Below are 25,484 nucleotides of genomic sequence, written 5' to 3'. Positions count from 1 at the left end.
GGAGTCCGTCAGAAGGGGGCGCGCGAAGCCCATGAGCGGTGTCATGAAGCGTATGGGGATGATCTTCCGCGCGAAGGCGAACAAGGCCCTGGACAGGGCCGAGGACCCGCGCGAGACCCTCGACTACTCGTACCAGAAGCAGCTCGAACTGCTGCAGAAGGTCCGCCGCGGCGTCGCCGACGTCGCGACCAGCCGCAAGCGGCTCGAACTCCAGCTGAACCAGCTCCAGCAGCAGTCCGGCAAGCTGGAGGACCAGGGCCGCAAGGCGCTCGCCCTCGGCCGCGAGGACCTCGCCCGCGAGGCGCTCTCCCGCCGCGCCGCCCTCCAGCAGCAGGTGACCGACCTGGAGACGCAGCACGCCACCCTCCAGGGCGAGGAGGAGAAGCTCACCCTCGCGGCCCAGCGCCTGCAGGCCAAGGTGGACGCCTTCCGCACCAAGAAGGAGACCATCAAGGCCACCTACACCGCCGCCCAGGCGCAGACCCGCATCGGCGAGGCCTTCACCGGCATCTCCGAGGAGATGGGCGACGTCGGCCTCGCCATCCAGCGCGCCGAGGACAAGACGCAGCAGCTCCAGGCCCGCGCCGGCGCCATCGACGAACTCCTCGCCTCCGGCGCCCTGGACGACCCGACCGGCACGGCGAAGGACGACATCGCCGCCGAGCTGGACCGGCTCTCCGGTGGTACGGATGTGGAGCTGGAACTGCAGCGCATGAAGGCCGAGCTCGCCGGAGGTTCGCCCCAGCAGGCGATCGAGGGCGGCACCGGCCAGGGGCAGCAGTCGCAGCAGCCGCAGGACACCCCGCGCTTCGACAAGCAGTAGCCGACGCCTGGAGGGCGACATGGCCGACATGGTCGTGAGGATCATGGGGGAGGGCCAGGTGAGGCTGGCCGACAGCCACCTCGCCGAACTGAACAAGCTGGACGACGAGCTCCTCGCGGAGACCGAGTCCGGCGACGAGGCAGCCTTCCGCCGCACCCTGGGCGCCCTCCTGGACAAGGTCCGGGACCTGGGCGCCCCGCTCCCCGACGACGCCCTGGAACCCTCCGACCTGATCCTGCCGTCCCCGGACGCGACCCTGGCGGAGGTCAGGGCGCTGCTGCGGGACGACGGGCTCATTCCGGGCTGACGGTTGAAGAGCAGCCCGTCCGGCGTTTGAGGACGAGGCCGTTCAGGCCGAAGCGGGGGTCCGGGGGCGGCAGCCCCCGGGGACAGTGCCCGTACCGGCCCGAACCGGCAGTTCCGGCCCGCACCAACCCGCCGTACTGTTCAGAACGTGAGCACCCTCGAAAGAGCCCGCTGCAGAGCAGGCGCCCATCCACTCGCCGTGGACGCGGTCATCGCCGCGGGCGCCCTCGTCTGCATGGTCGTGAGCTCTTTCGCCGTGCCGCACGGCGCGCACGGCGTCGCCTGGGGCATCCGCACCCCGGACCCCCTCAGCCTGCTGCTGATGACGCTCGCCGCCGCGGCCCTGGTCTTCCGCCGGTACGCCCCGAAGACGGTCCTCGCCGTCACCGGCGCCGCCTCCGTCGTGGAGTGCGTCACCGGCGACCCCCGCGCCCCCGTCGCGATGGCGGCCGTGATCGCCCTGTTCACCGTCGCCGCCACCACGGACCGCCGCACCACCGTGTGGGCCGGCCTGCTCACCATGACCGTGCTGACCACCGCCGCGATGGTCGCGGGACCCCTGCCGTGGTACGCCCAGGAGAACCTCGCGATTTTCGCCTGGACCGGCATCGGCGCCACCGCCGGGGACGCCGTCCGCAGCCGGCGCGCGGTCGTCCAGGCCATCCGCGAGCGTGCCGAGCGCGCCGAGCGGACCCGTGAGGAGGAGGCCCGCCGCCGGGTCGCCGAGGAGCGGCTGCGCATCGCCCGTGACCTGCACGACGTCGTCGCCCACCACATCGCCCTGGTCAACGTGCAGGCCGGGGTCGCCGCGCACGTCATGGACAAGCGGCCCGACCAGGCCAAGGAGGCCCTCGGCCACGTCCGCGAGGCCAGCCGCTCCGCGCTGAACGAACTGCGGGCCACCGTCGGCCTGCTCCGCCAGTCCGGCGACCCCGAGGCGCCGACCGAGCCCGCCCCCGGCCTGCACGTCCTGGACGAGCTCGCCGACACGTTCCGCAACGCCGGCCTCCAGGTCGAGGTCGCCCGCGCCGACCAGGGCACCACCCTGCCGGCCGCCGTCGACCTGGCCGCCTACCGGATCGTCCAGGAGGCCCTGACCAACGTGCAGAAGCACGCGGGACCCGAGGCCAAGGCCGAGGTGAGCGTCGTACGCGTCGGACCGCGCATCGAGGTCACCGTCCTGGACAACGGCTCCGGCGACGACACCGCCCCCGAGGAGGGCGGCGGGCACGGGCTGCTCGGCATGCGCGAGCGCGTCACGGCCCTGCGCGGCACCCTCACCACCGGCCCCCGCTACGGCGGCGGCTTCCGGGTCCATGCGATCCTGCCGGTCAAGACCGACACCGACGACCGTACGAGTGACCGCACGGGTGACCGTACGAACGGGCGCGCCAAGGGGCGTGCGGCCGCCCTGGGGGATTCCGTATGACGATCCGTGTCCTGCTCGCCGACGACCAGGCACTGCTGCGCAGCGCGTTCCGGGTGCTCGTCGACTCCGAGTCCGACATGGAGGTGGTCGGCGAGGCCTCCGACGGCGCCGAGGCGGTGGCGCTGACCAGGGAGCGAGCGGCCGACGTCGTCCTGATGGACATCCGGATGCCGGGCACGGACGGACTCGCCGCCACCCGGCTGATCAGCGCCGACCCCTCCCTCGCCCACGTCCGCGTGGTGATCCTCACGACCTTCGAGGTCGACGACTACGTCGTCCAGGCCCTGCGCGCGGGCGCCTCCGGCTTCCTCGGCAAGGGCAGCGAGCCCGAGGAACTCCTCAGCGCCATCCGCCTAGCCGCCGGCGGCGAGGCACTGCTCTCCCCGACGGCCACCAAAGGCCTGATCGCCCGCTTCCTCGCCCAGGGCGACCTCGGTGACGACGGCCGCACCCCGGCCCGCGGCGAGCGGCTCGACGCGCTCACCTCACGGGAGCGCGAGGTCCTGGTCCAGGTCGCCGGCGGGCACTCCAACGACGAGATCGCCGAGCGCCTGGAGGTCAGCCCGCTGACCGTGAAGACGCACGTCAACCGGGCCATGGCCAAGCTGGGCGCGCGGGACCGGGCGCAGCTCGTGGTGATCGCGTACGAGTCGGGGCTGGTCCGCCCGAGGATGGACTGATCTCCACCCGGGCGTACTGCGGGCGGAGTAGGAGCCGGATAAGGGAACGGCACCCAGGGGCTACCCGAGAGGGTCCGCGCATGGGTGAGAGTGGTGCGGTGGGCGCTCACAGGCACCGCCTGTCCTGTTCATCCGTCGCTCACAGCAGCTCCGCTCATCGCAGCTCCGCTCACAGCAGCTCACCGAAAAGAGACCCTGACCCATGTCCTGGCTGTCCAGATTCAGCCTCGCGCAGCGGGCCCTGATAGGCCTCATCTCCCTGATCGCGCTCGTCTTCGGGGCGATCGCCATCCCCCAGATCAAGCAGCAGCTGCTGCCGACCATCTCCCTGCCCATGGTGTCGGTCATCGCCCCCTACCAGGGAGCGGCGCCCGACGTCGTCGAGAAGCAGATCGTCGAGCCGGTCGAGAACAACCTCGAAGGCGTCGACGGCGTCACCGGCGTCACCTCCACCGCGAGCGAGGGCAACGCCGTGATCATGGCGTCCTTCGACTACGGCAACGACACCAAGCAGCTGGTGGCCGACGTCCAGCTGGCCGTCAACCGCGCCCAGCTCCCGGACGGCGTCGACCCGCAGGTCATCGCCGGCTCCACGGACGACATGCCGACCGTGGTCCTCGCGGTCACCTCAGGCAAGGACCAGCAGGCCCTCGCCGACCAGCTCGACAAGACGGTCGTCCCGGCCCTCAAGGACGTCGACGGCGTCGGCCGCGTCCAGGTCACCGGCGTCCGCGACCTCCAGGTCGACGTCACCCCCGACGACGCGGAGCTGGCGAAGGCCGGTCTCACCTCCGCCGCCCTCGCCCAGTCGCTCCAGGCGGCCGGCGCGACCGTCCCGGCGGGCTCCTTCGACGAGGGCGGCGCCAACCGCACCGTCCAGGTCGGCGGCGGTCTCACCTCGCTGCAGCAGATCAAGGACCTGATGGTCACCGGGCAGGGCGCGAAGAAGCCCGTGCGCCTCGGCGACGTCGCCACGGTGCGGGAGCAGGAGGCCCCGGCCGACTCCATCACCCGCACCGACGGCCGTCCCAGCCTCGCCGTCAACGTCACCATGGACCACGACGGCAGCGCGGTCTCCATCTCGAACGCGGTCAAGGACAAGCTGCCGAAGCTGCGTCAGGACCTCGGCTCCGGCGCCACCCTCACGGTCGTCAGCGACCAGGGCCCGGCGGTCTCCAAGTCCGTCAAGGGCCTGACCACCGAGGGCGCCCTCGGTCTGCTCTTCGCGGTCCTGGTCATCCTGGTCTTCCTGGCCTCGGTCCGCTCGACCCTGGTGACGGCGGTGTCCATCCCGCTGTCGGTGGTCCTCGCGCTGATCGTCCTGTGGACCCGCGGCCTCTCCCTCAACATGCTCACCCTCGGCGCGCTCACCATCGCCATCGGCCGGGTCGTCGACGACTCGATCGTGGTCCTGGAGAACATCAAGCGCCACCTCGGCTACGGCGAGGAGCGCGAGGCCGCCATCCTCGGCGCGGTCCGCGAGGTGGCCGGCGCGGTCACCTCCTCCACCCTCACCACCGTCGCCGTGTTCCTGCCGATCGGCCTGGTCGGCGGCATGGTGGGCCAGCTGTTCGGCCCCTTCAGCCTCACCGTCACGGCGGCCCTGCTGGCGTCCCTCCTGGTCTCCCTGACGGTCGTGCCGGTGCTGTCCTACTGGTTCCTGCGCGCCCCGAAGAGCACCCCCGAGGACGCCGAGGAGGCCCGCCGCAGGGCCGAGGAGAAGGAGGCGAACAGCCGCCTCCAGCGCCTCTACGTCCCCGTCCTGCGCTTCGCGACCCGGCGCCGCCTCACCAGCGTGCTGATCGCGATCGTGGTCCTGGTCGTCACGTTCGGCATGTCCGGGCTGCTGAAGACCAACTTCTTCGACCAGGGCGACCAGGAGGTCCTCACCGTCAAGCAGGAGCTGAAGCCCGGCACCAGCCTGGCGGCGACCGACGTCCAGGCGAAGAAGGTCGAGAAGCTGCTCGCCTCCGTCGACGGGGTGAAGGACTACCAGGTCACCGTCGGCTCCTCCGGCTTCATGGCGGCCTTCGGCGGCGGCACCGACACCAACCAGGCGTCGTACTCGGTGATGCTGGACGACGCGAAGTCCTACGACCGGGTGCAGAAGGCCATCGAGGACGGCCTGCACAAGCTGTCCGGCATCGGTACGACCACGGTGTCGGCCGGTGACGGCTTCGGCAGCCAGGACCTGAGCGTCGTCGTGAAGGCGGCCGACGGCGCCGTGCTGCGCAAGGCCTCCGAGCAGGTCCGGGCCACCGTCGCCAAGCTGGACGACGTCACCGACGTCACCAGCGACCTCGCGCAGAGCGTGCCGCGCATCTCGGTGAAGGCCAACTCCAGGGCCGCGGCCGCCGGTTTCGACGACCAGACGCTGGGCGCCGCCGTCACCCAGGCGGTGAAGGGCACCACGGCCGCGAAGGCGACCCTCGACGACACCGAGCGCGACGTCGTCGTGAAGTCCGCGAAGCCGGCCGAGACCCTGGCCCAGCTGCGCGCCCTCAGGCTGGGCCCGGTGAAGCTCGGCGACATCGCCACCGTCAAGCTGGTGGACGCCCCGGTGTCGATGACCCGGATCGACGGCCAGCGCGCCGCGACCATCAGCGCCAAGCCGACCGGTGACAACACGGGCGCGGTCAGCACCCAACTCCAGTCAAAGATCAAGGCGTTGAAGCTCCCGGCGGGCGCGACGGCCTCGATCGGCGGGGTCACCTCGGACCAGGACAGCGCGTTCAAGAACCTGGGCCTCGCGATGCTCGCGGCGATCGCGATCGTCTTCATGCTGCTGGTCGCGACCTTCCGCTCCCTGGTCCAGCCGCTGATCCTGCTGGTCTCCATCCCGTTCGCGGCGACCGGCGCGCTCGGCCTGCTGATCGTCACCGGCACCCCGATGGGCGTCCCCGCGATGATCGGCATGCTGATGCTCATCGGCATCGTGGTGACGAACGCGATCGTCCTGATCGACCTCGTCAACCAGTACCGCAGGCAGGGGTACGGCGTGGTCGAGGCCGTGGTCGAGGGCGGCCGGCACCGGCTGCGCCCGATCCTCATGACGGCCCTGGCGACGATCTTCGCCCTCCTCCCGATGGCGCTGGGCGTCACCGGCGAGGGCGGGTTCATCGCCCAGCCGCTCGCGGTGGTCGTGATCGGCGGCCTGATCAGCTCCACCCTGCTCACGCTGCTGCTCGTGCCGACGCTGTACGCGATGGTCGAACTCCGCAAGGAGCGCCGGGCCGGGAAGCGGGCCGCGAAGCAGGGCCGGGGGGCCGCGGAGCCCGCCCCCGCGGCAGAGGAGCCGCAGACCGCGGCCGTGTGACGGTCCCGCGAACGGCGGCCGGTTTCCGGAACACCACCGGGAACCGGCCGCCGACGCGTGCCGGTTCCGTATGCTGGCGCCGCGAACTGCACGGCGGGGAAGGGGAGTTTCGGCGTGCCGCTGCACAAGGACGACCCGAGGTCCCTCGGCGGGTACCGGCTGGCGGACCGCCTGGGGGCCGGCGGGATGGGCATCGTCTACCGGGGCCGCTCGCGCTCCGGGCGCGAGGTCGCCGTGAAGGTGGTGCACGCCCAGTACGCCGAGGACCCCGTCTTCCGCGCCCGGTTCCGGCAGGAGATCGAGGCCGCACGCCGGGTCAGCGGCGCCTTCACCGCCCCCGTCCTGGACGCCGACCCGGACGCACCGGCGCCCTGGATGGCCACCCAGTACGTGCCAGGACCCTCCCTCGCCGCCCGCATCCGGTCCCAGGGCGCGCTCCGCGTCACCGAGTTACGGCCACTGGCCCTCGGCCTGGTGGAGGCGCTGCGGGACATCCACCGGGCCGGAGTGGTGCACCGCGACCTGAAACCGGCCAACGTCCTGATCGCCGAGGACGGCCCCCGCGTCATCGACTTCGGCATCTCCCGGGCCGCCGAGAACCACAACACCCTCACCGAGACCGGGCAGATGGTCGGCACCCCGCCGTTCATGTCCCCGGAGCAGTTCACCGACGCCCGTACCGTCGGCCCCGCCTCCGACGTCTTCTCGCTGGGCGCGCTGCTGGTGTACTGCGTCACCGGACGCGGCCCCTTCGACGCCGACAGCCCCTACCTCACCGGCTACCGGGTGGTCCACAACGAGCCTGTCCTGGACGGGGTCACCGGCCCGCTGCGCACGGTCCTGGAGCGCTGCCTGGCCAAGGACCCCGACGCCCGGCCCGGACTCGACGACCTGGCCAGGGAGTTCGCGGCGGCCCTGCCGGAGCCGTCGTCCACCGAACCGCGGACGATGACCCTGCGGCTGCCGGACACCCACCCCGGCCGTGGCGCCCCGGCCCTCGACGCCACCACCCCGCCGGTCACCGGCCGCCGCCCCCGCCGCCGCACCCCGCGCCTGCTGCTGGCCGCCGCCGCGGTGACCGCCGTGGCCCTGACCGGCTACTTCCTGCTGCTGGGCCCCGGGAGCGGCGACGGCGAGGCACGCACCGGTTCCACGGTGTCCGCCGGCTCCCGCTGGGGCACCCTCCCGAACGGCTGGAAGCCCTGGCAGACGACGGTGTCCGCGACCGCCGAGCAGGGGGTGAAGAAGGCACCGGGCTACGCGGGCGACACCTCGCCGACCTGCGTCTCGGACGGCTCCTCCGTCTACTGCGGCGGCACCGCCCTGCTCCCCACCCGGGTCGACGCCACCACCGGCCGGACCCTGTGGCGCTCCGGCATAGCGCCCGCGGGCGTACCGGCCGACCGCTACATCACGACCGTCCTCGGCGTGGACGACGGCCGGGTCCTCGTCGAACTCCAGATCACCGACGAGAACGGCGCCGGAAAGGCGCAGTCCGTCATGGCCCTCGACGGCAAGGACGGCAGCAGGCTCTGGTCCCACGCGGTCCGCACCGACTCCCTGGGGTCGGCCTACGGCGACGGGGTGACCCTGACCCAGGAGGGCGACGGCAGCACGTTCACCGTCCGCTCGGCGCGGGACGGCAGCGTGATCAGCACCGTCCCCGTGCCCGGCGGCTGGCTCTGCTCGATGCTCTCCGCGGGCGACTTCCCCTATGTGGACTGCGGCGACCAGTCGGACGGCTCGCACGCCACGAGGTTCTACGTCGTCCACCCCGCCGACGGCTCGGTGCGCACCCTGAACTCCCCCGCCCAGACGGCCAGTTTCGTCGGCACCCTCTCCGGACAACTGGTCTTCCTGGAATCGGACGACCAGGACGTCAACAACGGCCCCGACCTGATCTACAACCGGATCGTGCGCGTCGACCCCGACACCGGGAAGCGCAGCCTGACCCCGCTGCCCGAGAAGTACCGGGGCGGGCTGCCCACCCTGGCCCACGGCACGCTCTTCCTCGCCACCTCCAGCGGCCTGGTCACCGCGTTCTCACCCACGACCGGGGCCCGGCTGTGGGAGAGCCACACGACCCTGGAGTCGCCGGGCCAGGCCTCGGTGGACGCCAAGGGCCGCACCGTGTACATGGCGGGCATGAGCGGACGGGTGGTCGCGCTCGACGCGGCGAAGGGCACCGTCCTGTGGGAGTCCTCCGCCCGCGCCGAGGTGCTCGGCAACAGCGGCCTGCTGCCCACCGTCTGGTTCAACCGCGGCGCGCTGGTCCTCTCCACCTCCGACGGCACCGTCTTCACCCTCGATCCCGCACACCCCGGGCGCAAACCCGTCGACCCGGGGTGAACCCGGGTCGACGCGGACGTCGTACGGCTACGGCAGCGCCAGCATCCGCTCCAGGGCCAGCTTCGCGAACGCCTCGGTCTCCTTGTCGACCTCGATGCGGTTGACCAGGTTGCCCTCGGCCAGCGACTCCAGGGTCCAGACCAGGTGGGGGAGGTCGATGCGGTTCATGGTCGAGCAGAAGCAGACGGTCTTGTCGAGGAAGACGATCTCCTTGCCCTCGGGCGCGAAGCGGTTCGCGAGGCGGCGGACCAGGTTCAGCTCGGTGCCGATCGCCCACTTGGAACCGGCGGGCGCGGCCTCCAGGGCCTTGATGATGTACTCCGTCGAGCCGACGTAGTCCGCGGCGGCCACGACCTCGTGCCGGCACTCCGGGTGGACCAGCACGTTGACACCCGGGATCCGCTCGCGCACGTCGTTGACCGAGTCCAGCGAGAAACGGCCGTGCACCGAGCAGTGGCCGCGCCACAGGATCATCTTGGCGTCCCGCAACTGCTCCGCGGTGAGTCCGCCGTTCGGCTTGTGCGGGTTGTAGAGGACGCAGTCCTCCAGGGACATGCCCATGTCCCGGACGGCGGTGTTGCGGCCCAGGTGCTGGTCGGGGAGGAAGAGGACCTTCTCGCCCTGTTCGAAGGCCCATTCCAGGGCGCGCTGGGCATTGGACGAGGTGCAGATGGTGCCGCCGTGCTTGCCCGTGAACGCCTTGATGTCCGCGGAGGAGTTCATGTACGAGACGGGGACCACCTGCTCGGCTATCCCGGCCTCGGTCAGCACGTCCCAGCACTCGGCGACCTGCTCGGCCGTCGCCATGTCGGCCATGGAGCAGCCGGCCGCGAGGTCGGGGAGGACCACCTTCTGGTCGTCCGAGGTCAGGATGTCGGCGGACTCGGCCATGAAGTGCACACCGCAGAACACGATGTACTCGGCCTCCGGGCGGGCGGCCGCGTCCCGGGCCAGCTTGAAGGAGTCGCCCGTGACATCGGCGAACTGGATGACCTCGTCGCGCTGGTAGTGGTGGCCGAGCACGAAGACCTTGTCGCCGAGCTTCTCCTTGGCCGCGCGGGCACGCGCGACCAGGTCCGGGTCGGACGGCGAGGGCAGGTCGCCGGGACACTCGACACCCCGCTCGCTCTTCGGGTCGGCCTCGCGGCCGAGCAGCAGCAGGGCGAGCGGAGTCGGCTGTACGTCGAGCTCCGTGGTCTGGGCGGTGGTCACGACACGCACCCTTTCTACTTTTCGTCGTTCTGACGTTATCTATCATAACTGCTTCACGTCACTTTGACGATGGCCATAGCGTCGATGTGACATCAATCCCGGCGCCGAACGGGAGGATGGCCGGCGGGTGGACGCGGGGTGGTCGCCCTGTGCGCAGGTCGCCGTGGGTGGCCACGGCGACTGCTGTGCGTCACCTCGGGCATGTGCGAGCATGAAGACGTAGGAAAAACGCGAGAACGCGCATGCCGGCCCGGAATGAATCAGCGGACCCGCCGGTTGCACTCGTCGGCAAGCAGTCTCCGTACAACCCGGGAGAGATGTAGATGTCCGTATCGGACGAGACCAGCACCGCCACCGACGGCATCATCCTGAGCGACGCCGCCGCGGCCAAGGTCAAGGCCCTGCTCGACCAGGAAGGCCGTGACGACCTCGCCCTGCGCGTCGCCGTCCAGCCCGGTGGCTGCTCCGGCCTGCGCTACCAGCTCTTCTTCGACGAGCGTTCCCTCGACGGCGACGTCGTGAAGGACTTCGGCGGTGTCAAGGTCGTCACCGACCGCATGAGCGCCCCGTACCTGGGCGGCGCGTCGATCGACTTCGTCGACACCATCGAGAAGCAGGGCTTCACGATCGACAACCCGAACGCGACCGGCTCCTGCGCCTGCGGCGACTCCTTCAGCTGAGCCGAGGGGCACACAGCGGGAAGGCGGCGGTCCCTCGTGGTGAGGGGCCGCCGCCTTCGTCGTTGCGTGCTGTGCCCGCCTAGCCCACCTGCGGGTTCAGCGTCGTCGCCTTCTCCTTCGGGACGGCGCTGCCGTCCGTGCCGACCACCTTCCGGCCGTCCAGCGGCGCGTCCAGGCGGATCGTCTGGTGGTACTGCTTGGCGATCATGACGCAGATCTTGTCCGGCCAGGGCGTCGCGGTCACCTTCACCACCACCTGCTCCGAACCCTCGTCCGCCGTGGCCTTGTAGTCCGCGCACACCCCGCCGGTGAAGGCGACGGTCAGATCGCGGCCGTCGGCCGTGTACCCGTCCACCTTCACGTCCTTCGTGGCCCCCGCCGAGCCGCTCGCACTCGCACTCGCCGAGGGTGCCGGCGACGAGGAGGCCAGGTACTCCGGGTCCACCGCCGGATAGGTCACGGTGTACGAGTCCGCCGCCCCGCGCACCTGGAACAGCCAGGACGGCACCAGCGCCTGCCGCCCGGCGACGGACTGCGCGGCGAGCCCGAACACCGCCTTCTCGATCACGGCCGGGGCCGCGGACGAAGCAGCCGACGTGGACGAGCCGGACGAGGCGGACGACGCGGACGGTGTGGACGCGCCGCACGGCTGCTCCAGCCGGTCCTTCAGCGGTACGGAACTGGCGCAGCCGCCGATGCCCATCCGGTGGTCGGAGCGCGGCGCCGCGTTCATCAGCTCCAGCGTCTTCGCGGCGCTCAGCACCGGGTACGTGTCGCCCTTGGCCGGCGTCGCCAGCATCCCGTTGCCGCCGACCACCTCGCCCTGCTTGCTCACGGTCAGCCCGGTCGTCCAGCCGTACGTCGGCAGCCCGCCGACCACCGGATCGGCGTTCACCACCCGCTGGGCGCCCATCACCTGGTCCGCGTCGAGCTTCGCCTCGTCCTGGCCGAGCGCCTTCAGCACCGGCGCCGCCGCCTTCTCGGCGTCACTCACGCTCACCGGGTCACCGGCCGGCGCCGCCGGGTCCTGGGTGCACACCAGGCCCCTCTTGCAGTTGTCGGTGCCCGGGGCGTAGCGGCTGTACGTCCAGATGCCCGGGGCGGTCCGGTTCACCTGGAGACTCCCGCCCGAGCCGTCGTTGTCGGTGCCCACCTTCCAGACCTGGCCCTCGGCGACCGGGGTCCCCTCGATCCCGAGCGCCTTCGCCAGCGCGGCGACCCGGTCCTTGGAGACCTCGCCGGAGGGCTGGTACACGGCGGCCGAGCCGGGGCCGGCGGGGAGCGTGCCGCCGGCCTTGTACGTCACCCCGTACGGGTTGGGCTCGCCCGGGGCGATGCCGTTGCCGCCGGAGGAGTAGCCGTCCAGGGCGAGGGGCGGGGGCGTGGCACCGCCGGACGCGCCCGTGCTCGTACCGCCGCCGGAACCACCGCCGGAGCCGGTGCCCGCGGCGAGGTAGGCACCGCCGCCACCGACCAGGAGGACGGCGGCGGCCACGGAGGCGACGACGAGGGCGGGGGAGCGGCGGCGGGGGGCGGGGTGGTCCGCGCCGGGCTCGGCCACCGGGGTCTCGGGAGCGCCGGGGGCCTCGGGGACGGCGGCGGGGGCGGGCGTCGCGGCTTCCGGCTCGACGGGGGCTTCCGCAGGCTCCGCGGGCTCTGCGGCGGCCTCGGCGGCAGGAGCGACGTCCGGCTCGGGGGCTTCCTCCGGCTCGGGAGCCTTCTCCGGCTCGGGAACCTCCGAAGCGGCGCCCTCGGCGCCCTCGGCGCCCTCGGCGCCCTCTGCGGACTCGGCGGTGGCCTGCGCGTCGGCAGCGGCGTCGGCGTCGGCGGTCACCTCGGCCTCGGCGGCCTTCGGTGACTCCGTGGCCTGCCGGGCCTCGGTGGGCTCCCCGGTGCCGCCTCCGGCCGCGTTGTCGTCGTTCTCGGGTCGCTCGCTCTTCACCGCATCGCTCCTTGCCGTGTCGTATCCCGCCTCCCCTTCACGGGGGACGGCGATGGGACGCGGGAGGGGAGCGCGCGGTTCCCTGGGAGCGCGCCGGGCGGGAACTCAGTCGCCGTAGTCGGACATCGCGTCCAGCAGCCTGGCGGACTTCTTCGGCACGGTCACCCCGTGGATGAGTGACGGCGGCACCGGGCGGGCATCGCTGTGATCGGGCACGGCCCAGTGCGGAGCCATCCGGGCGCAGTCCCCGCGCAGCGACGCGAGATCGCCGTCGAGGTCGGCCGGAGCGGGGGCGTGGACCTTGAGGTTCGTCATGACGGAACCGTAGGCACGCCATGGGCCGGGAAGAAAGATCTACTATCGGGTAGTTTTGGCACCTTCAGAGTGCCCACACCGACCCGGTAGCGTTAACTGTCAATCACGCCTCCCCCTCAGGAGAGTCCCAGCCGTGCGCATCGCAGTCACCGGCTCCATCGCCACCGACCACCTCATGACCTTCCCCGGCCGCTTCGCCGACCAGCTGGTCGCGGACCAGCTGCACACGGTCTCGCTGTCCTTCCTGGTCGACAACCTGGACGTACGACGGGGCGGCGTCGGCGCGAACATCGCGTTCGGCATGGGACAGCTCGGCACCGCGCCGGTCCTGGTCGGCGCGGCGGGCTTCGACTTCGACGAGTACCGGGCCTGGCTCGACCGGCACGGCGTCGACACGGACTCCGTCCGCATCTCCGAGACGCTGCACACCGCGCGTTTCGTCTGCACGACCGACGCCGACCACAACCAGATCGGCTCCTTCTACACGGGCGCGATGAGCGAGGCCCGCCTGATCGAGCTCAAGACGGTGGCCGACCGGGTCGGCGGACTCGACCTGGTCCTGATCGGCGCGGACGACCCGGAGGGCATGCTCCGCCACACGGAGGAGTGCCGGACCCGGTCCATCCCCTTCGCCGCCGACTTCTCCCAGCAGATCGCCCGGATGGACGGCGACGAGATCCGGATACTGCTGGAGGGCGCGACGTACCTCTTCTCCAACGAGTACGAGAAGGGGCTCATCGAGACGAAGACCGGCTGGAGCGACGAGGAGATCCTCGCGAAGGTCGGCCACCGGGTCACCACGCTCGGCGCGCGCGGGGTGCGGATCGAGCGGGTGGGCGAGGACCCGATCGAGGTCGGCTGCCCCGACGAGGAGCGCAAGGCCGACCCGACGGGCGTCGGCGACGCGTTCCGCGCGGGGTTCCTCTCGGGGCTGGCGTGGGGGGTCTCGCTGGAGCGGGCGGCCCAGGTGGGCTGCATGCTGGCGACGCTCGTCATCGAGACCGTGGGGACGCAGGAGTACCAGCTGCGCCGGGGCCACTTCATGGAGCGGTTCACCAAGGCGTACGGGGACGAGGCCGCCGAAGAGGTCCGGGGTCATCTGGTCTGAGTTCCGGCTGCGGGCGCGTGGGGGCTGGTCGCACCCACGCGGCGGCAGCCGCGGATCGATACAGCCCCCCACCCCTGACGGGGCGCTCAGCTCACCCGGCGGACCAAGTAGGCCGTTCCTTTTTCCGCCTTCTCCTCGCCCTCGTACTCCTGGCCCCGCATCTCGCACCATGCCGGGATGTCCAGTCGTGCCGCCTCGTCGTCGGACAGGACCCGGACCCTGCCGCCCACCGGCACGGTGCCGATGACCTTCGCCAGTTCGATGACGGGGATCGGGCACCGCTTGCCGAGGGCGTCCACGACGAGTACGTCCTCCTGCACGGCCGCCGACGGCGTGGGCGCGCCCAACTTCTCCCGCACCCCCGCCACCACCCCCGGCAGCACCTCCAGGAACCGCTCCACGTCCCCCTCGGCGGCCCCCGTCGGCAGCGACACCCGCACGTTCCCCTCACTCAGCACACCCATCGCCCTGAGCACATGGCTCGGCGTCAGCGTGCTGCTCGTGCAGGACGATCCGGACGACACGGAGAAGCCCTCCCGGTCCAGCTCGTGCAGCAGTGTCTCCCCGTCGACATAGAGACAGGAGAAGGTGACGATCCCGGGCAGCCGCCGCTCCGGATCGCCGACCACCTCCACGTCCGGCACCAACTCCGGTACCCGCGCCCGGATCCGCGCCGTCAGCTCCCGCAGCCGTACGGCCTCCTGTTCCGCCGCCGCCCGTACGGCCCGCAGCGAGGCCGCGGCCGCGACGATCGCCGGCAGGTTCTCGAAGCCGGGCGCCCGCCCCGACTCCCGTTCGTCCGAGGCCCCTTGGACGGCGAACCGCACCCCCTTGCGGACGACCAGCAGCCCGACCCCGCTCGGCCCGCCCCATTTGTGCGCACTCGCCGTCAGCAACGACCAGTCGCCCGCCACCCGCTCCCACCCCAGCGACTGCGCCGCGTCCACCAGCAACGGCACCCCGGCCGCCCGGCACACCTCGGCCACCGCCGCCACCGGCTGCACGGTGCCCACCTCGTGGTTGGCCGACTGGAGGCAGGCGAGCGCGGTGTCGGGGCGGAGCGCGGAGGCGTACGACTCCACCTCCACGGCACCTGTCCGCGCCACCGGCACCTGCGTCACCTGTCCACCGTCCGCCTCGAACACCTCGGCCGAATGGAGCACCGAGGAGTGTTCGACGGCTGACACGATCAGGTGACGTCCGACGCGACGACGACCGGCCAACGCACCCGCGACGCCCGCGTGTACGGCCCGGGTGCCCGAGGGGGTGAAGGTCAGCTCGTCCGGTCGGCACCCGACGGCCTCGGCGGCCGCCTCCCGAGCGGCGTCCAGCAACATGCGCGCCTTCCGCCCCTCCCGGTAGAGACGAGAAGGGTCGGCCCACCCGTCGTCCAGAGCAGCCGACAAAGCCTGACGGGCCACAGGGTGGAGGGGAGCAGCAGACGCAGCGTCAAAGTAGGGCACACAGCAACGGTAAGACGCCGGTGGATCACCCAACCTCAGGGGCGCGGGGCTGTGCCCATATGCGGCTCCGCCGCGGGGCGCGACCAGCCCCCACGCACCTGCACTCGCACCGCAAACCGCGACAACCCGAGCTATTAGGCGCCCATTCCCACCCCTACGGAGTGACAGGCGGCGCGTATGCCCCCCTCCCCGCGAACCCCCGAATCGCGTCGGCTAGGGTTTGGTCCGCATAAACATCCAAACCCCTGCCCGACGCAGGGCGGCGACCGACCAGCGAGAAGGCCGCAGCCAACCGCGCGGGCGAGACTCTCGGGAAGGCGCTACGTGAGTCCCAACGGCTCCGACCGCTCGCCGCGGCGCCCGATGCGGCGGAAGCTGCTGCAGGCAATGACCGCGGGCCTGGTCCTGGTATCCGCTACCGGATGCACATACAAGGACTTCCCCCGCCTTGGTATGCCCACCCCGACCACGGAAGAGGCTCCGCGGATCCTCTCCCTGTGGCAGGGCTCCTGGGCCGCCGCGCTCGCCGTCGGCGTGCTGGTGTGGGGTCTGATCATCTGGAGCGCCATCTTCCACCGGCGCAGCCGCACCAAGATCGAGGTCCCGGCCCAGACCCGGTACAACATGCCGATCGAGGCGCTGTACACGGTCGTGCCGCTCATCATCGTCTCCGTGCTGTTCTACTTCACGGCCCGCGACGAGACGAAGCTGCTCAGCCTCTCCGACAAGAAGCCGGACGTCACGGTCAACGTGGTCGGCTTCCAGTGGAGCTGGGGCTTCAACTACATCACGCCCGTCGACGGCGTGACCGGCGACGCGAAGACCGACAAGAACCTGGACGCCATTCCGACCCGGTTCAAGGACGCGTTCCCGGCCGACGCCGGCGGTGTCTACGACGTCGGTACGCCGGGCACGAAGAACCCGCAGACCGGCAACCCCGGTCCGACGCTCTGGCTCCCCAAGGGTGAGACCGTCCGCTTCGTCCTCACCTCGCGTGACGTCATCCACTCCTTCTGGGTGGTGCCGTTCCTGATGAAGATGGACGTCATCCCGGGCCACACCAACGCGTTCCAGGTGACTCCGAACCAGGAGGGCACCTTCCTCGGCAAGTGTGCCGAGCTCTGCGGCGTCGACCACTCCCGGATGCTGTTCAACGTGAAGGTCGTCTCGCCCGAGCGTTACCAGCAGCACCTCAAGGACCTCGCCAAGAAGGGGCAGACCGGTTACATTCCCGCCGGCATCGCGCAGACGAGCCACGAGAAGAACCGGGAGACGAACAACCTGTGAGCATCCTCAACGAACCCCAGGGTGCCGCGGCAGCTGAAGGCTCTTACGCAGATGAGCTGCCGGTCAGGCGCAAGCAGCCCGGCAACGTGGTCATCAAGTGGCTCACCACCACCGACCACAAGACCATCGGAACGCTGTATCTGGTCACGTCGTTCGCGTTCTTCCTGATCGGCGGTGTGATGGCGCTGCTGATGCGCGCCGAGCTCGCTCGCCCCGGTCTGCAGATCATGTCGAACGAGCAGTTCAACCAGGCGTTCACGATGCACGGCACGATCATGCTGCTGATGTTCGCGACGCCGCTGTTCGCCGGCTTCACGAACTGGATCATGCCGCTCCAGATCGGCGCCCCCGACGTCGCGTTCCCGCGGCTGAACATGTTCGCCTACTGGCTGTACCTGTTCGGCTCGACCATCGCGGTCGGCGGCTTCCTCACCCCGCAGGGCGCCGCGGACTTCGGCTGGTTCGCCTACTCGCCGCTGTCGGACGCGGTCCGCTCGCCGGGCATCGGCGCCGACATGTGGATCATGGGTCTGGCCTTCTCCGGCTTCGGCACCATCCTCGGCGCGGTCAACTTCATCACCACGATCATCTGCATGCGCGCACCCGGCATGACGATGTTCCGCATGCCGATCTTCGTGTGGAACGTGCTGCTGACCGCCGTCCTGGTCCTGCTCGCCTTCCCGGTCCTCGCCGCGGCGCTGTTCGCCCTGGAGGCGGACCGAAAATTCGGGGCACATGTCTTCGATGCCGCGAACGGCGGAGCGCTGCTCTGGCAACACCTCTTCTGGTTCTTCGGCCACCCAGAGGTGTACATCATCGCGCTGCCGTTCTTCGGCATCATCTCCGAGGTCATCCCGGTCTTCTCCCGCAAGCCGATGTTCGGCTACATGGGTCTGGTGGCCGCGACCATCTCCATCGCCGGTCTGTCCGTGACGGTGTGGGCGCACCACATGTACGTCACCGGCGGTGTGCTGCTGCCGTTCTTCTCCTTCATGACCTTCCTGATCGCGGTCCCGACCGGTGTGAAGTTCTTCAACTGGATCGGCACCATGTGGAAGGGCTCGTTGTCCTTCGAGACACCGATGCTGTGGGCCACCGGCTTCCTGATCACCTTCACCTTCGGTGGTCTGACCGGTGTCATCCTGGCCTCGCCGCCGATGGACTTCCACGTCTCCGACTCGTACTTCGTGGTGGCGCACTTCCACTACGTGGTGTTCGGCACGGTCGTCTTCGCGATGTTCTCCGGCTTCCACTTCTGGTGGCCGAAGATGACGGGCAAGATGCTCGACGAGCGGCTCGGGAAGATCACCTTCTGGACGCTGTTCATCGGCTTCCACGGCACCTTCCTGGTCCAGCACTGGCTCGGTGCCGAGGGCATGCCGCGCCGGTACGCCGACTACCTGGCGGCCGACGGCTTCACCACCCTGAACACGATCTCGACGATCAGCTCCTTCCTGCTCGGCCTGTCGATCCTGCCGTTCCTCTACAACGTGTGGAAGACGGCCAAGTACGGCAAGCCGGTCGGCGTCGACGACCCGTGGGGCTACGGCCGTTCGCTGGAGTGGGCGACCTCCTGCCCGCCGCCGCGGCACAACTTCGTCACCCTGCCGCGGATCCGCAGCGAATCGCCGGCCTTCGACCTGCACCACCCTGAGATCGCCGCCCTTGAGCAGCTGGAGCACGGGCACGCCGTCGCCGCTGTCGCGGGCAGCAAGGAGGCCGGCAAGTGAAGATCCAGGGCCGCATGTTCGTGTGGCTGAGTGTCTTCGTCCTCGTCATCGCGATCGTCTATGGCGTGTGGTCGAAGGAGCCGGCCGGTACCACGGCGCTCTTCCTGGCCTTCGGCCTGTGCATCATGATCGGCTTCTACCTGGGCTTCACCGCCTCGCGCGTCGACGCGGGTGCCCAGGACAACAAGGAGGCCGACGTCGCGGACGAGGCCGGCGAGATCGGCTTCTTCAGCCCGCACAGCTGGCAGCCGCTCGCCCTCGGCGTCGGCGGCGCGCTGGCCTTCCTCGGTGTTGCCGTCGGCTGGTGGCTGCTGTACTTCTCGGCACCCATCATCATGATCGGCCTCTTCGGCTGGGTGTTCGAGTACTACCGCGGTGAGAACCGCACCCAGTAACCACGTACCGAGCGCAGCGGGAGCCCGGACCCTCCGTCAGGAGAGTCCGGGCTCCTGCCGTCTCCGGCCCGTTCGCGCCTTCGGCGCAGCGCCCGTCCCCCGTCCGGACTACCTGCCGCGCCGGGCCGGAAAACATCTCATAGCGTGACAGTATGAGTCACTCTCCGTGCGCCCGTACCGTCGTCAGCTGCACCCTGCTGGTGATCGCCCTCGGAGCGGGCGTCACCGCCTGCGGTTCGGACGGCAACCCCCTCGCGGACAAGCCGTACGACGCGGCGGACCAGATCTCCTTCAACACCCCCACCGGGACGGGGAAGCGGGCCGACCCCGACAAGCCCCTGGAGGTCGTCGCCAAGAGCGACGAGGACCACATCACGGACGTCACGGCCCAGGACGCCACCGGTCGCTTCGTGGCGGGCGAACTCGACGCCGACGGCCGCCGCTGGCACAGCACCTCCCCGCTGGCCGCCAACGCCCACTACACGGTCCAGGTCAGCACCGAGGACAAGGACGGCGCGCAGGGCCGCAAGATCCTCACCTTCGACACCAGCACGCTCACCACCCGGCAGCGACTGAAGGTCACCTTCGGCCCCAAGGCGGGCGAGTACGGCGTGGGCCAGCCGGTCACCGCCCAACTCGACCACGAGATCAAGGACAAGGCCCAGCGCGCCGTCGTCGAGCGCGCCCTCAGGGTCGACTCCGTCCCGGCCGTGGAGGGCTCCTGGTACTGGGTGAGCGACAAGGAACTCCACTACCGGCCCAAGGACTACTGGCCCGCCCACGCCACCGTCCAGGTGCACAGCAACCTGGACGGCATCAGGATCAGCGACCGCCTGTGGGGCGGCGCGGCCGCGCCCCTCAAGCTCACCATCGGCGACAAGCTCCTCGCCGTCACGGACGCCGCCGCCCACCAGATGACGGTCTACAGGGACGACAAGGAGATCAACCAGATCCCCGTCACCACCGGCAAACCGGGCTTCGAGACCCGCAACGGCGTCAAGGTCGTCCTGGAGAAGCAGTACTTCGTACGCATGCGCGGCACCACGGTCGGCATCGCCGAGGGCACCTCGGACTCGTACGACCTGCCGGTCTACTACGCCACCCGGGTCACCTGGTCGGGCGAGTACGTGCACGCCGCGCCCTGGTCGGTGGGGTCCCAGGGGTACGAGAACGTCAGCCACGGCTGCACCGGCATGAACACCTCGAACGCCGAGTGGTTCTTCGACACCGTCCACCCGGGCGACCTGGTGAAGGTCGTCAACTCCAACGGCAAGACGATGGAGGCCTTCGGCAACGGCTTCGGCGACTGGAACCTCGCCTGGAAGGACTGGCGCAAGGGCAGCGCCCTCACCGACGGCACCCAGGACGGCCAGAAGCCCCAGGACGCGGCGAGAGTGCAGCCGGCCGCACTGTGAACCGCCCTCAAGGGCAGCCGACCCAGGGGCGCGGGGCGTTATCCGGTATGCGGCTACCGCCGCGTGGGCGCGAACGGCGCCCACCGGCCCGCACGCGCGCACGCACCGCGCCCCACCCTCTCCTAGGCGCTCTGCAGCCTCTTCTGCCGCAACAGGGACGCCAGCGCCCCCGCGAACTCCACCGGCTCCACCGGCAGCGTCACAGCCGCGTCCGCCCGGCTCCACGTGGCGAGCCACGCATCCTGCGGCCGCCCGATCAGCAGCAGCACCGGCGGGCAGTTGAACACCTCGTCCTTGATCTGCCGGCACATGCCCATGCCCCCCATCGGCACGGCCTCGCCGTCCAGGACACACACGTCGATCCCGCCCTTGTCCAGCTCGGCGAGGACCGCCGCGGGCGTCGCGCACTCCACGAACTCGACGAACGGCACATCGGGAGCCGGTCGCCGGCCGGCGGCGAGCCGTACCTGCTCGCGGGTGTTGGAGTCGTCGCTGTAGACCAGCACCGTGGCGGTCGGCTGCATTGTTCCTCCGAGACGTCAGCGTCGTACGGACAGGACCGATGCGCCGGATGCTACTCCCCTGAACACCTCGTCAACACCTGTTGGAACACCGCTTCGATGGGCCATCCGGGCACTACACAGGGGGCGGACACTCCGAACGGCACCCCCCGGAGTGAGCGCGAGATAAGCGACCGACATAATGTCGGTCGTGGCGACAGCAACGACAGTAGAAACCGGGCACGCGCACCCGTCGGTCAACAGGCCGAACCTCACCAGCGTCGGAACCATCATCTGGCTGAGTTCCGAGCTGATGTTCTTCGCGGCCCTCTTCGCGATGTACTTCACCCTGCGATCGGTGACCGGCGAGGCTCACTGGAAGGAGATGGCGAGTCATCTCGACATCCCCTTCTCGGCGACCAACACCACGATCCTGGTGCTCTCCTCCCTCACCTGCCAGCTCGGCGTGTTCGCCGCCGAGCGCGGGGACGTGAAGAAGCTCCGGGGCTGGTTCATCGTCACCTTCATCATGGGTGCGATCTTCATCGGCGGTCAGATCTACGAGTACACGAACCTGGTCAAGGAGGACGGGATCTCCCTCTCCTCCGACCCGTACGGTTCGGTGTTCTACCTGACCACCGGCTTCCACGGCATGCACGTGACGGGCGGCCTCATCGCCTTCCTGTTCGTCCTGGGGCGCACCTACGCGGCGAAGAGGTTCACGCACGAGCAGGCGACCGCGGCCATCGTCGTGTCCTACTACTGGCACTTCGTCGATGTCGTCTGGATCGGCCTCTTCGCCACGATCTACCTGATCAAGTAGCCGGGCCGGCACCACGCGCCGCAGAAGCGCATTTTCCAGAAGCTTCCAGAAGCATCGACGCAGAAGATCCTGACACCGGGGTAATCCGTGAAAAAGCTCTCCGCACGACGACGCCATCCGCTGGCGGCGGTCGTCGTCCTACTCCTCGCGCTGGCATGCACAGGGGGGCTGTACGCCGCGTTCGCACCCGCGGGCAAGGCGCAGGCCGATGAAACATCCCAGTCCCTGACCATCGAGGAGGGCAAGAAGCTCTACTCGGTCGGTTGCGCCAGCTGCCACGGCACCGGCGGTCAGGGTTCGTCCGACGGCCCCAGCCTGGTGGGCGTGGGCGCCGCGGCCGTGGACTTCCAGGTCGGCACCGGCCGTATGCCGGCCGCCACCTCGCAGGGCCCGCAGGTCGTCAAGAAGAAGAACATCTACACCCAGGCCCAGATCGACCAGCTCGCGGCGTACATCGCCTCGCTGGGCGCCGGTCCCGAGGTCCCCACCTCGGAGCAGTACGGCCCGGACGGTGCCGACATCGCCAAGGGTGGCGAGCTCTTCCGCACCAACTGCGCGCAGTGCCACAACTTCGTGGGCTCGGGCGGTGCGCTGACCAAGGGCAAGTTCGCCCCGAGCCTTGAGGGTGTCGCCCCGAAGCACATCTACGAGGCCATGCAGACGGGCCCGCAGAACATGCCGTCCTTCCCCGACACCACGCTGACGGAGAAGAACAAGAAGGACATCATCGCGTACCTGAACGCGGTCAACAGCAGCAACACGGAGAACCCCGGCGGTCTCAACCTGGGCGGCCTCGGGCCGGTCAGCGAGGGTCTGTTCGCCTGGATCTTCGGTCTCGGTGCACTGATCGCGGTCGCCGTCTGGGTCGCCGCTCGGACCGCAAAGGCCAAGAAGTCATGAGTAGCCAAGACATTCCAGAAGAGAACCTGCCTGCTGAGCAGGACCACCACGGGCACGGCGCCGTGAGCGTCGCGGACGAGAAGGACCCCTTCTCGGACCCGGGTCTGCCGCCCCACGAGCACCGGATCCAGGACATCGACGAGCGGGCCGCCAAGCGGTCCGAGCGCGTCGTGGCCATGCTGTTCACGGTGTCGATGCTGGCCACGGTCGGCTTCATCGCCTCCTATGTGACGATCCCCAAAGACAAGTCGATCTTCGTCTTCCCGATCGGTCACATCAGCGCGCTGAACTTCGCCCTGGGCCTGACCCTCGGCGCGGCGCTGTTCTGCATCGGCGCGGGCGCGGTCCACTGGGCCCGCACCCTGATGTCCGACGTGGAGGTCGCCGACGACCGGCACGCCATCGCGGCCGAGCCCGAGGTCAAGGCCAAGGTCCTGGCCGACTTCAAGCAGGGCGCGAAGGAGTCGGCGATCGGCCGGCGCAAGCTGATCCGCACCACGATGTTCGGCGCGCTGACCCTGGTCCCGCTCTCCGGCGTCGTGCTGCTGCGCGACCTCGGCCCGCTGCCCGGCACCTCGCTGCGCCACACGGCGTGGTCGAAGGGCAAGCTGCTCGTCAACATGAACACCAACGAGCCGCTGCGTCCCTCCGACGTCGCCGTCGGCTCGCTGACCTTCGCCAAGCCCGAGGGCGTCGAGGAGTCCCAGGAGGACTTCCAGAACGTGATGGCGAAGGCGGCCCTGATGATCATCCGGCTGCAGCCGGACAACATCAAGGACAAGCGCGAGCTCGAGTGGTCGCACGAAGGCATCGTCGCCTTCTCGAAGATCTGCACCCACGTGGGCTGCCCGATCTCGCTGTACGAGCAGCAGACCCACCACGTGCTCTGCCCGTGCCACCAGTCCACCTTCGACCTCTCCGACGGAGCCCGAGTGATCTTCGGCCCGGCCGGCCACGCCCTGCCGCAGCTGCGCATCGGCGTGAGCGAGGAGGGCTACCTCCAGGCGCTCGGCGACTTCGACGAGCCCGTCGGTCCTGCCTTCTGGGAGCGCGGATGAGCACTAACGAGAACTCCACGCGGACATCAGCCGCTGACGCGGCGGGCCGCGAGCGCGGGAAGGCACCGGCCGGCGAGCGTGTCGCCGACTGGGCCGACGGACGGCTCGGGATCTACTCCCTGGCCAAGTCCAACATGCGCAAGATCTTCCCCGACCACTGGTCGTTCATGTTGGGCGAAGTGTGCCTGTACAGCTTCATCATCATCATCCTCACGGGTGTGTACCTGACGCTGTTCTTCCACCCGTCGATGAACGAGGTGGTGTACCACGGCAGCTACGTCCCGCTCCAGGGACAGATGATGTCCGAGGCGTTCAGCTCGACCCTGCACATCTCCTTCGACGTGCGCGGTGGTCTGCTCATCCGGCAGATCCACCACTGGGCCGCGCTGATCTTCCTCGCCGGCATGTTCGTGCACATGATGCGCGTGTTCTTCACGGGCGCGTTCCGCAAGCCGCGTGAGATCAACTGGCTGTTCGGCTTCCTGCTGTTCGTCCTGGGCATGTTCACCGGTTTCACCGGTTACTCGCTCCCGGACGACCTGCTCTCCGGCACCGGTGTCCGCTTCACCGAGGGCGCCATCCTGTCGATGCCGATCGTCGGCACGTACATCTCGTACTTCCTCTTCGGCGGCGAGTTCCCCGGCCACGACTTCGTGGGGCGGTTCTACTCGATCCACATCCTGCTGCTGCCGGGCATCATGCTCGGCCTGGTGGTGGGCCACCTGATCCTGGTCTTCTACCACAAGCACACGCAGTTCGCGGGCCCCGGAAAGACCGAGAAGAACGTCGTCGGCATGCCGCTGCTGCCGGTCTACATGGCCAAGGCCGGAGGCTTCTTCTTCCTGGTCTTCGGTGTCATCGCGGCCATCGCGGCGACCACCCAGATCAACCCGATCTGGGCCATGGGCCCCTACCGCCCGGACCAGGTGTCCACCGGCGCCCAGCCCGACTGGTACATGGGCTTCGCCGAGGGCCTGATCCGCTACATGCCCGGCTGGGAGATCAACTTCTGGGGCCACACCCTGGTCCTGGGCGTCTTCATCCCGCTGGTCCTGTTCGGTCTGGTCCTGGGTGCGATCGCGGTCTACCCCTTCATCGAGTCCTGGGTCACCGGCGACAAGAGCGAGCACCACATCCTGGACCGCCCGCGCAACGCCCCGACCCGTACGGCCTTCGGTGTCGCCTGGGTGACGGTCTACATGGTGGGCCTGATCGGTGGTGGCAACGACCTCATCGCCACCCACTTCCACCTGTCGATCAACGACGTGACCTGGTTCGTCCGGATCTTCTTCTTCGCCGGACCGGTGATCGCGTTCATCGCGACCAAGCGGATCTGCATGGGCCTGCAGCGCCGGGACCGCGACAAGGTGCTGCACGGTCGCGAGACCGGCATCATCAAGCGGCTGCCGCACGGTGAGTTCATCGAGGTCCACGAGCCGCTCTCGCAGGAGCAGCTGCACACCCTCACGGCGCACCACCAGTACGAGCCGGCCCAGGTCGGCCCGGCGGTCGACGAGAACGGTGTCGAGCGCAAGGTCAAGGGCTCCGAGAAGCTCCGCGCCAAGCTGAGCAGCGCCTACTACGGCGAGGACAACCAGATCCCGAAGCCGACCGTCGAGGAGTACAAGGAGATCACGAGCGGCCACGGCCACCACTGATCGACCGCGTCGCCACGCCACAGCCGAAGGGCCCCGTCCGTACACCGGACGGGGCCCTTCGCGGTGCCCGGGGCTGGATAGGGTAGGCCGTGAGA

At 69.9% G+C, this 25,484-nt stretch carries 21 protein-coding genes; 16 read left to right on the top strand and 5 right to left on the bottom strand.

Annotated elements, in window-relative coordinates; genetic code table 11:
* The first annotated feature begins 31 nt into the window (after positions 1-31).
* From ACFZB3_RS22115 to ACFZB3_RS22090, 6 genes are all read left to right on the top strand, one after another.
* On the top strand, positions 32-823 hold the full coding sequence (locus ACFZB3_RS22115) for a PspA/IM30 family protein (protein WP_391377469.1): 792 nt from the start codon (positions 32-34) through the stop codon (positions 821-823).
* A gap of 28 nt (positions 824-851) precedes the next feature.
* Positions 852-1,130 carry a hypothetical protein gene (locus tag ACFZB3_RS22110; RefSeq protein ID WP_391377854.1) on the top strand — a complete coding sequence of 93 codons (279 nt, stop codon included), beginning with the start codon at positions 852-854 and terminating at the stop codon, positions 1,128-1,130.
* 147 nt (positions 1,131-1,277) lie between these two features.
* Positions 1,278-2,558, top strand: a complete 1,281-nt coding sequence (locus tag ACFZB3_RS22105) for a histidine kinase (RefSeq protein WP_391377467.1) — start codon at positions 1,278-1,280, stop codon at positions 2,556-2,558.
* Complete coding sequence (locus tag ACFZB3_RS22100) at positions 2,555-3,238, top strand: response regulator (RefSeq protein ID WP_391377465.1); 684 nt, start codon at positions 2,555-2,557, stop codon at positions 3,236-3,238. Before ACFZB3_RS22105 ends, ACFZB3_RS22100 begins: the two co-directional genes overlap by 4 nt.
* A gap of 202 nt (positions 3,239-3,440) precedes the next feature.
* Positions 3,441-6,554 carry an efflux RND transporter permease subunit gene (locus ACFZB3_RS22095; RefSeq protein ID WP_391377463.1) on the top strand — a complete coding sequence of 1,038 codons (3,114 nt, stop codon included), beginning with the start codon at positions 3,441-3,443 and terminating at the stop codon, positions 6,552-6,554.
* A 114-nt stretch (positions 6,555-6,668) separates the two neighbouring features.
* Complete coding sequence (locus ACFZB3_RS22090; protein ID WP_391377461.1) at positions 6,669-8,903, top strand: PQQ-binding-like beta-propeller repeat protein; 2,235 nt, start codon at positions 6,669-6,671, stop codon at positions 8,901-8,903.
* Positions 8,904-8,930: 27 nt separating this feature from the next.
* Here ACFZB3_RS22090 and nadA read toward each other — a convergent pair whose 3' ends face one another.
* Positions 8,931-10,115, bottom strand: a complete 1,185-nt coding sequence (gene nadA / locus ACFZB3_RS22085) for a quinolinate synthase NadA (RefSeq protein WP_391377459.1) — start codon at positions 10,113-10,115, stop codon at positions 8,931-8,933.
* 323 nt (positions 10,116-10,438) lie between these two features.
* Between nadA and ACFZB3_RS22080 the strand changes: the two genes are divergently transcribed.
* Positions 10,439-10,795 carry an iron-sulfur cluster assembly accessory protein gene (locus ACFZB3_RS22080; protein WP_030951236.1) on the top strand — a complete coding sequence of 119 codons (357 nt, stop codon included), beginning with the start codon at positions 10,439-10,441 and terminating at the stop codon, positions 10,793-10,795.
* A 79-nt stretch (positions 10,796-10,874) separates the two neighbouring features.
* Here ACFZB3_RS22080 and ACFZB3_RS22075 read toward each other — a convergent pair whose 3' ends face one another.
* Together ACFZB3_RS22075 and ACFZB3_RS22070 are read right to left on the bottom strand one after the other, a co-directional pair.
* Positions 10,875-12,737, bottom strand: a complete 1,863-nt coding sequence (locus ACFZB3_RS22075) for a hypothetical protein (RefSeq protein WP_391377457.1) — start codon at positions 12,735-12,737, stop codon at positions 10,875-10,877.
* Between the two features lie 105 nt (positions 12,738-12,842).
* A complete protein-coding gene (locus ACFZB3_RS22070) occupies positions 12,843-13,052 on the bottom strand; it encodes a hypothetical protein (protein ID WP_093503947.1) in 210 nt (69 codons plus the stop codon).
* A gap of 133 nt (positions 13,053-13,185) precedes the next feature.
* On the opposite strand from ACFZB3_RS22070, the gene ACFZB3_RS22065 reads away from it, so the two are divergent.
* The gene (locus ACFZB3_RS22065) at positions 13,186-14,160 is read left to right on the top strand and encodes a PfkB family carbohydrate kinase (RefSeq protein ID WP_391377455.1); all 975 of its coding nucleotides are present in this window, start codon (positions 13,186-13,188) and stop codon (positions 14,158-14,160) included.
* Between the two features lie 86 nt (positions 14,161-14,246).
* Here the strand turns inward: ACFZB3_RS22065 and ACFZB3_RS22060 are convergent, their stop codons facing one another.
* Positions 14,247-15,623 (bottom strand): aminotransferase class V-fold PLP-dependent enzyme, encoded by a 1,377-nt coding sequence (locus ACFZB3_RS22060; protein ID WP_391377453.1) that lies wholly within the window; start codon positions 15,621-15,623, stop codon positions 14,247-14,249.
* Positions 15,624-15,947: 324 nt separating this feature from the next.
* Between ACFZB3_RS22060 and coxB the strand changes: the two genes are divergently transcribed.
* The 4 genes from coxB to ACFZB3_RS22040 all read left to right on the top strand — a co-directional run bounded on the left by coxB (position 15,948) and on the right by ACFZB3_RS22040 (position 20,450).
* Complete coding sequence (coxB, locus tag ACFZB3_RS22055) at positions 15,948-16,910, top strand: cytochrome c oxidase subunit II (protein WP_391377451.1); 963 nt, start codon at positions 15,948-15,950, stop codon at positions 16,908-16,910.
* Positions 16,907-18,640, top strand: coding sequence for a cytochrome c oxidase subunit I (ctaD, locus tag ACFZB3_RS22050; RefSeq protein WP_391377449.1), 1,734 nt, complete (start codon positions 16,907-16,909; stop codon positions 18,638-18,640). The genes coxB and ctaD overlap by 4 nt, the downstream gene beginning before the upstream one ends.
* A complete protein-coding gene (locus tag ACFZB3_RS22045; RefSeq protein WP_093503960.1) occupies positions 18,637-19,035 on the top strand; it encodes a cytochrome c oxidase subunit 4 in 399 nt (132 codons plus the stop codon). Before ctaD ends, ACFZB3_RS22045 begins: the two co-directional genes overlap by 4 nt.
* 152 nt (positions 19,036-19,187) lie before the next feature.
* Positions 19,188-20,450, top strand: a complete 1,263-nt coding sequence (locus ACFZB3_RS22040; RefSeq protein ID WP_391377447.1) for an Ig-like domain-containing protein — start codon at positions 19,188-19,190, stop codon at positions 20,448-20,450.
* Between the two features lie 122 nt (positions 20,451-20,572).
* Here the strand turns inward: ACFZB3_RS22040 and ACFZB3_RS22035 are convergent, their stop codons facing one another.
* A complete protein-coding gene (locus ACFZB3_RS22035; RefSeq protein ID WP_294009076.1) occupies positions 20,573-20,974 on the bottom strand; it encodes a hypothetical protein in 402 nt (133 codons plus the stop codon).
* Positions 20,975-21,152: 178 nt separating this feature from the next.
* On the opposite strand from ACFZB3_RS22035, the gene ACFZB3_RS22030 reads away from it, so the two are divergent.
* The 4 genes from ACFZB3_RS22030 to ACFZB3_RS22015 all read left to right on the top strand — a co-directional run bounded on the left by ACFZB3_RS22030 (position 21,153) and on the right by ACFZB3_RS22015 (position 25,389).
* Positions 21,153-21,773 (top strand): heme-copper oxidase subunit III, encoded by a 621-nt coding sequence (locus ACFZB3_RS22030; RefSeq protein ID WP_189260663.1) that lies wholly within the window; start codon positions 21,153-21,155, stop codon positions 21,771-21,773.
* A gap of 87 nt (positions 21,774-21,860) precedes the next feature.
* The gene (locus ACFZB3_RS22025; RefSeq protein WP_391377444.1) at positions 21,861-22,673 is read left to right on the top strand and encodes a c-type cytochrome; all 813 of its coding nucleotides are present in this window, start codon (positions 21,861-21,863) and stop codon (positions 22,671-22,673) included.
* Positions 22,670-23,731 (top strand): Rieske 2Fe-2S domain-containing protein, encoded by a 1,062-nt coding sequence (locus ACFZB3_RS22020; protein WP_391377442.1) that lies wholly within the window; start codon positions 22,670-22,672, stop codon positions 23,729-23,731. Before ACFZB3_RS22025 ends, ACFZB3_RS22020 begins: the two co-directional genes overlap by 4 nt.
* Positions 23,728-25,389 (top strand): cytochrome b N-terminal domain-containing protein, encoded by a 1,662-nt coding sequence (locus ACFZB3_RS22015; protein ID WP_391377440.1) that lies wholly within the window; start codon positions 23,728-23,730, stop codon positions 25,387-25,389. The genes ACFZB3_RS22020 and ACFZB3_RS22015 overlap by 4 nt, the downstream gene beginning before the upstream one ends.
* Positions 25,390-25,484 lie beyond the last annotated feature (95 nt).

Source organism: Streptomyces sp. NPDC008092, assembly GCF_042957285.1.
GTDB lineage: Bacteria > Actinomycetota > Actinomycetes > Streptomycetales > Streptomycetaceae > Streptomyces.
The sequence above is the reverse complement of the archived record's forward strand: the minus strand, read 5'-3'. Positions and strand labels throughout refer to the sequence as shown.

Excerpts from the sequence above, each read along its gene's own strand:
- ACFZB3_RS22015 (WP_391377440.1), top strand. The coding sequence starts at position 23,728 with ATGAGCACTAACGAGAACTCCACGCGGACATCAGCCGCTGACGCGGCG.
- ACFZB3_RS22115 (WP_391377469.1), top strand. The coding sequence starts at position 32 with ATGAGCGGTGTCATGAAGCGTATGGGGATGATCTTCCGCGCGAAGGCG.
- ACFZB3_RS22035 (WP_294009076.1), bottom strand. The coding sequence starts at position 20,974 with ATGCAGCCGACCGCCACGGTGCTGGTCTACAGCGACGACTCCAACACC.
- ACFZB3_RS22100 (WP_391377465.1), top strand. The coding sequence starts at position 2,555 with ATGACGATCCGTGTCCTGCTCGCCGACGACCAGGCACTGCTGCGCAGC.
- ACFZB3_RS22070 (WP_093503947.1), bottom strand. The coding sequence starts at position 13,052 with ATGACGAACCTCAAGGTCCACGCCCCCGCTCCGGCCGACCTCGACGGC.
- ACFZB3_RS22080 (WP_030951236.1), top strand. The coding sequence starts at position 10,439 with ATGTCCGTATCGGACGAGACCAGCACCGCCACCGACGGCATCATCCTG.
- ACFZB3_RS22020 (WP_391377442.1), top strand. The coding sequence starts at position 22,670 with ATGAGTAGCCAAGACATTCCAGAAGAGAACCTGCCTGCTGAGCAGGAC.
- ACFZB3_RS22040 (WP_391377447.1), top strand. The coding sequence starts at position 19,188 with ATGAGTCACTCTCCGTGCGCCCGTACCGTCGTCAGCTGCACCCTGCTG.
- ACFZB3_RS22110 (WP_391377854.1), top strand. The coding sequence starts at position 852 with ATGGTCGTGAGGATCATGGGGGAGGGCCAGGTGAGGCTGGCCGACAGC.
- ACFZB3_RS22030 (WP_189260663.1), top strand. The coding sequence starts at position 21,153 with ATGTCGGTCGTGGCGACAGCAACGACAGTAGAAACCGGGCACGCGCAC.
- ACFZB3_RS22095 (WP_391377463.1), top strand. The coding sequence starts at position 3,441 with ATGTCCTGGCTGTCCAGATTCAGCCTCGCGCAGCGGGCCCTGATAGGC.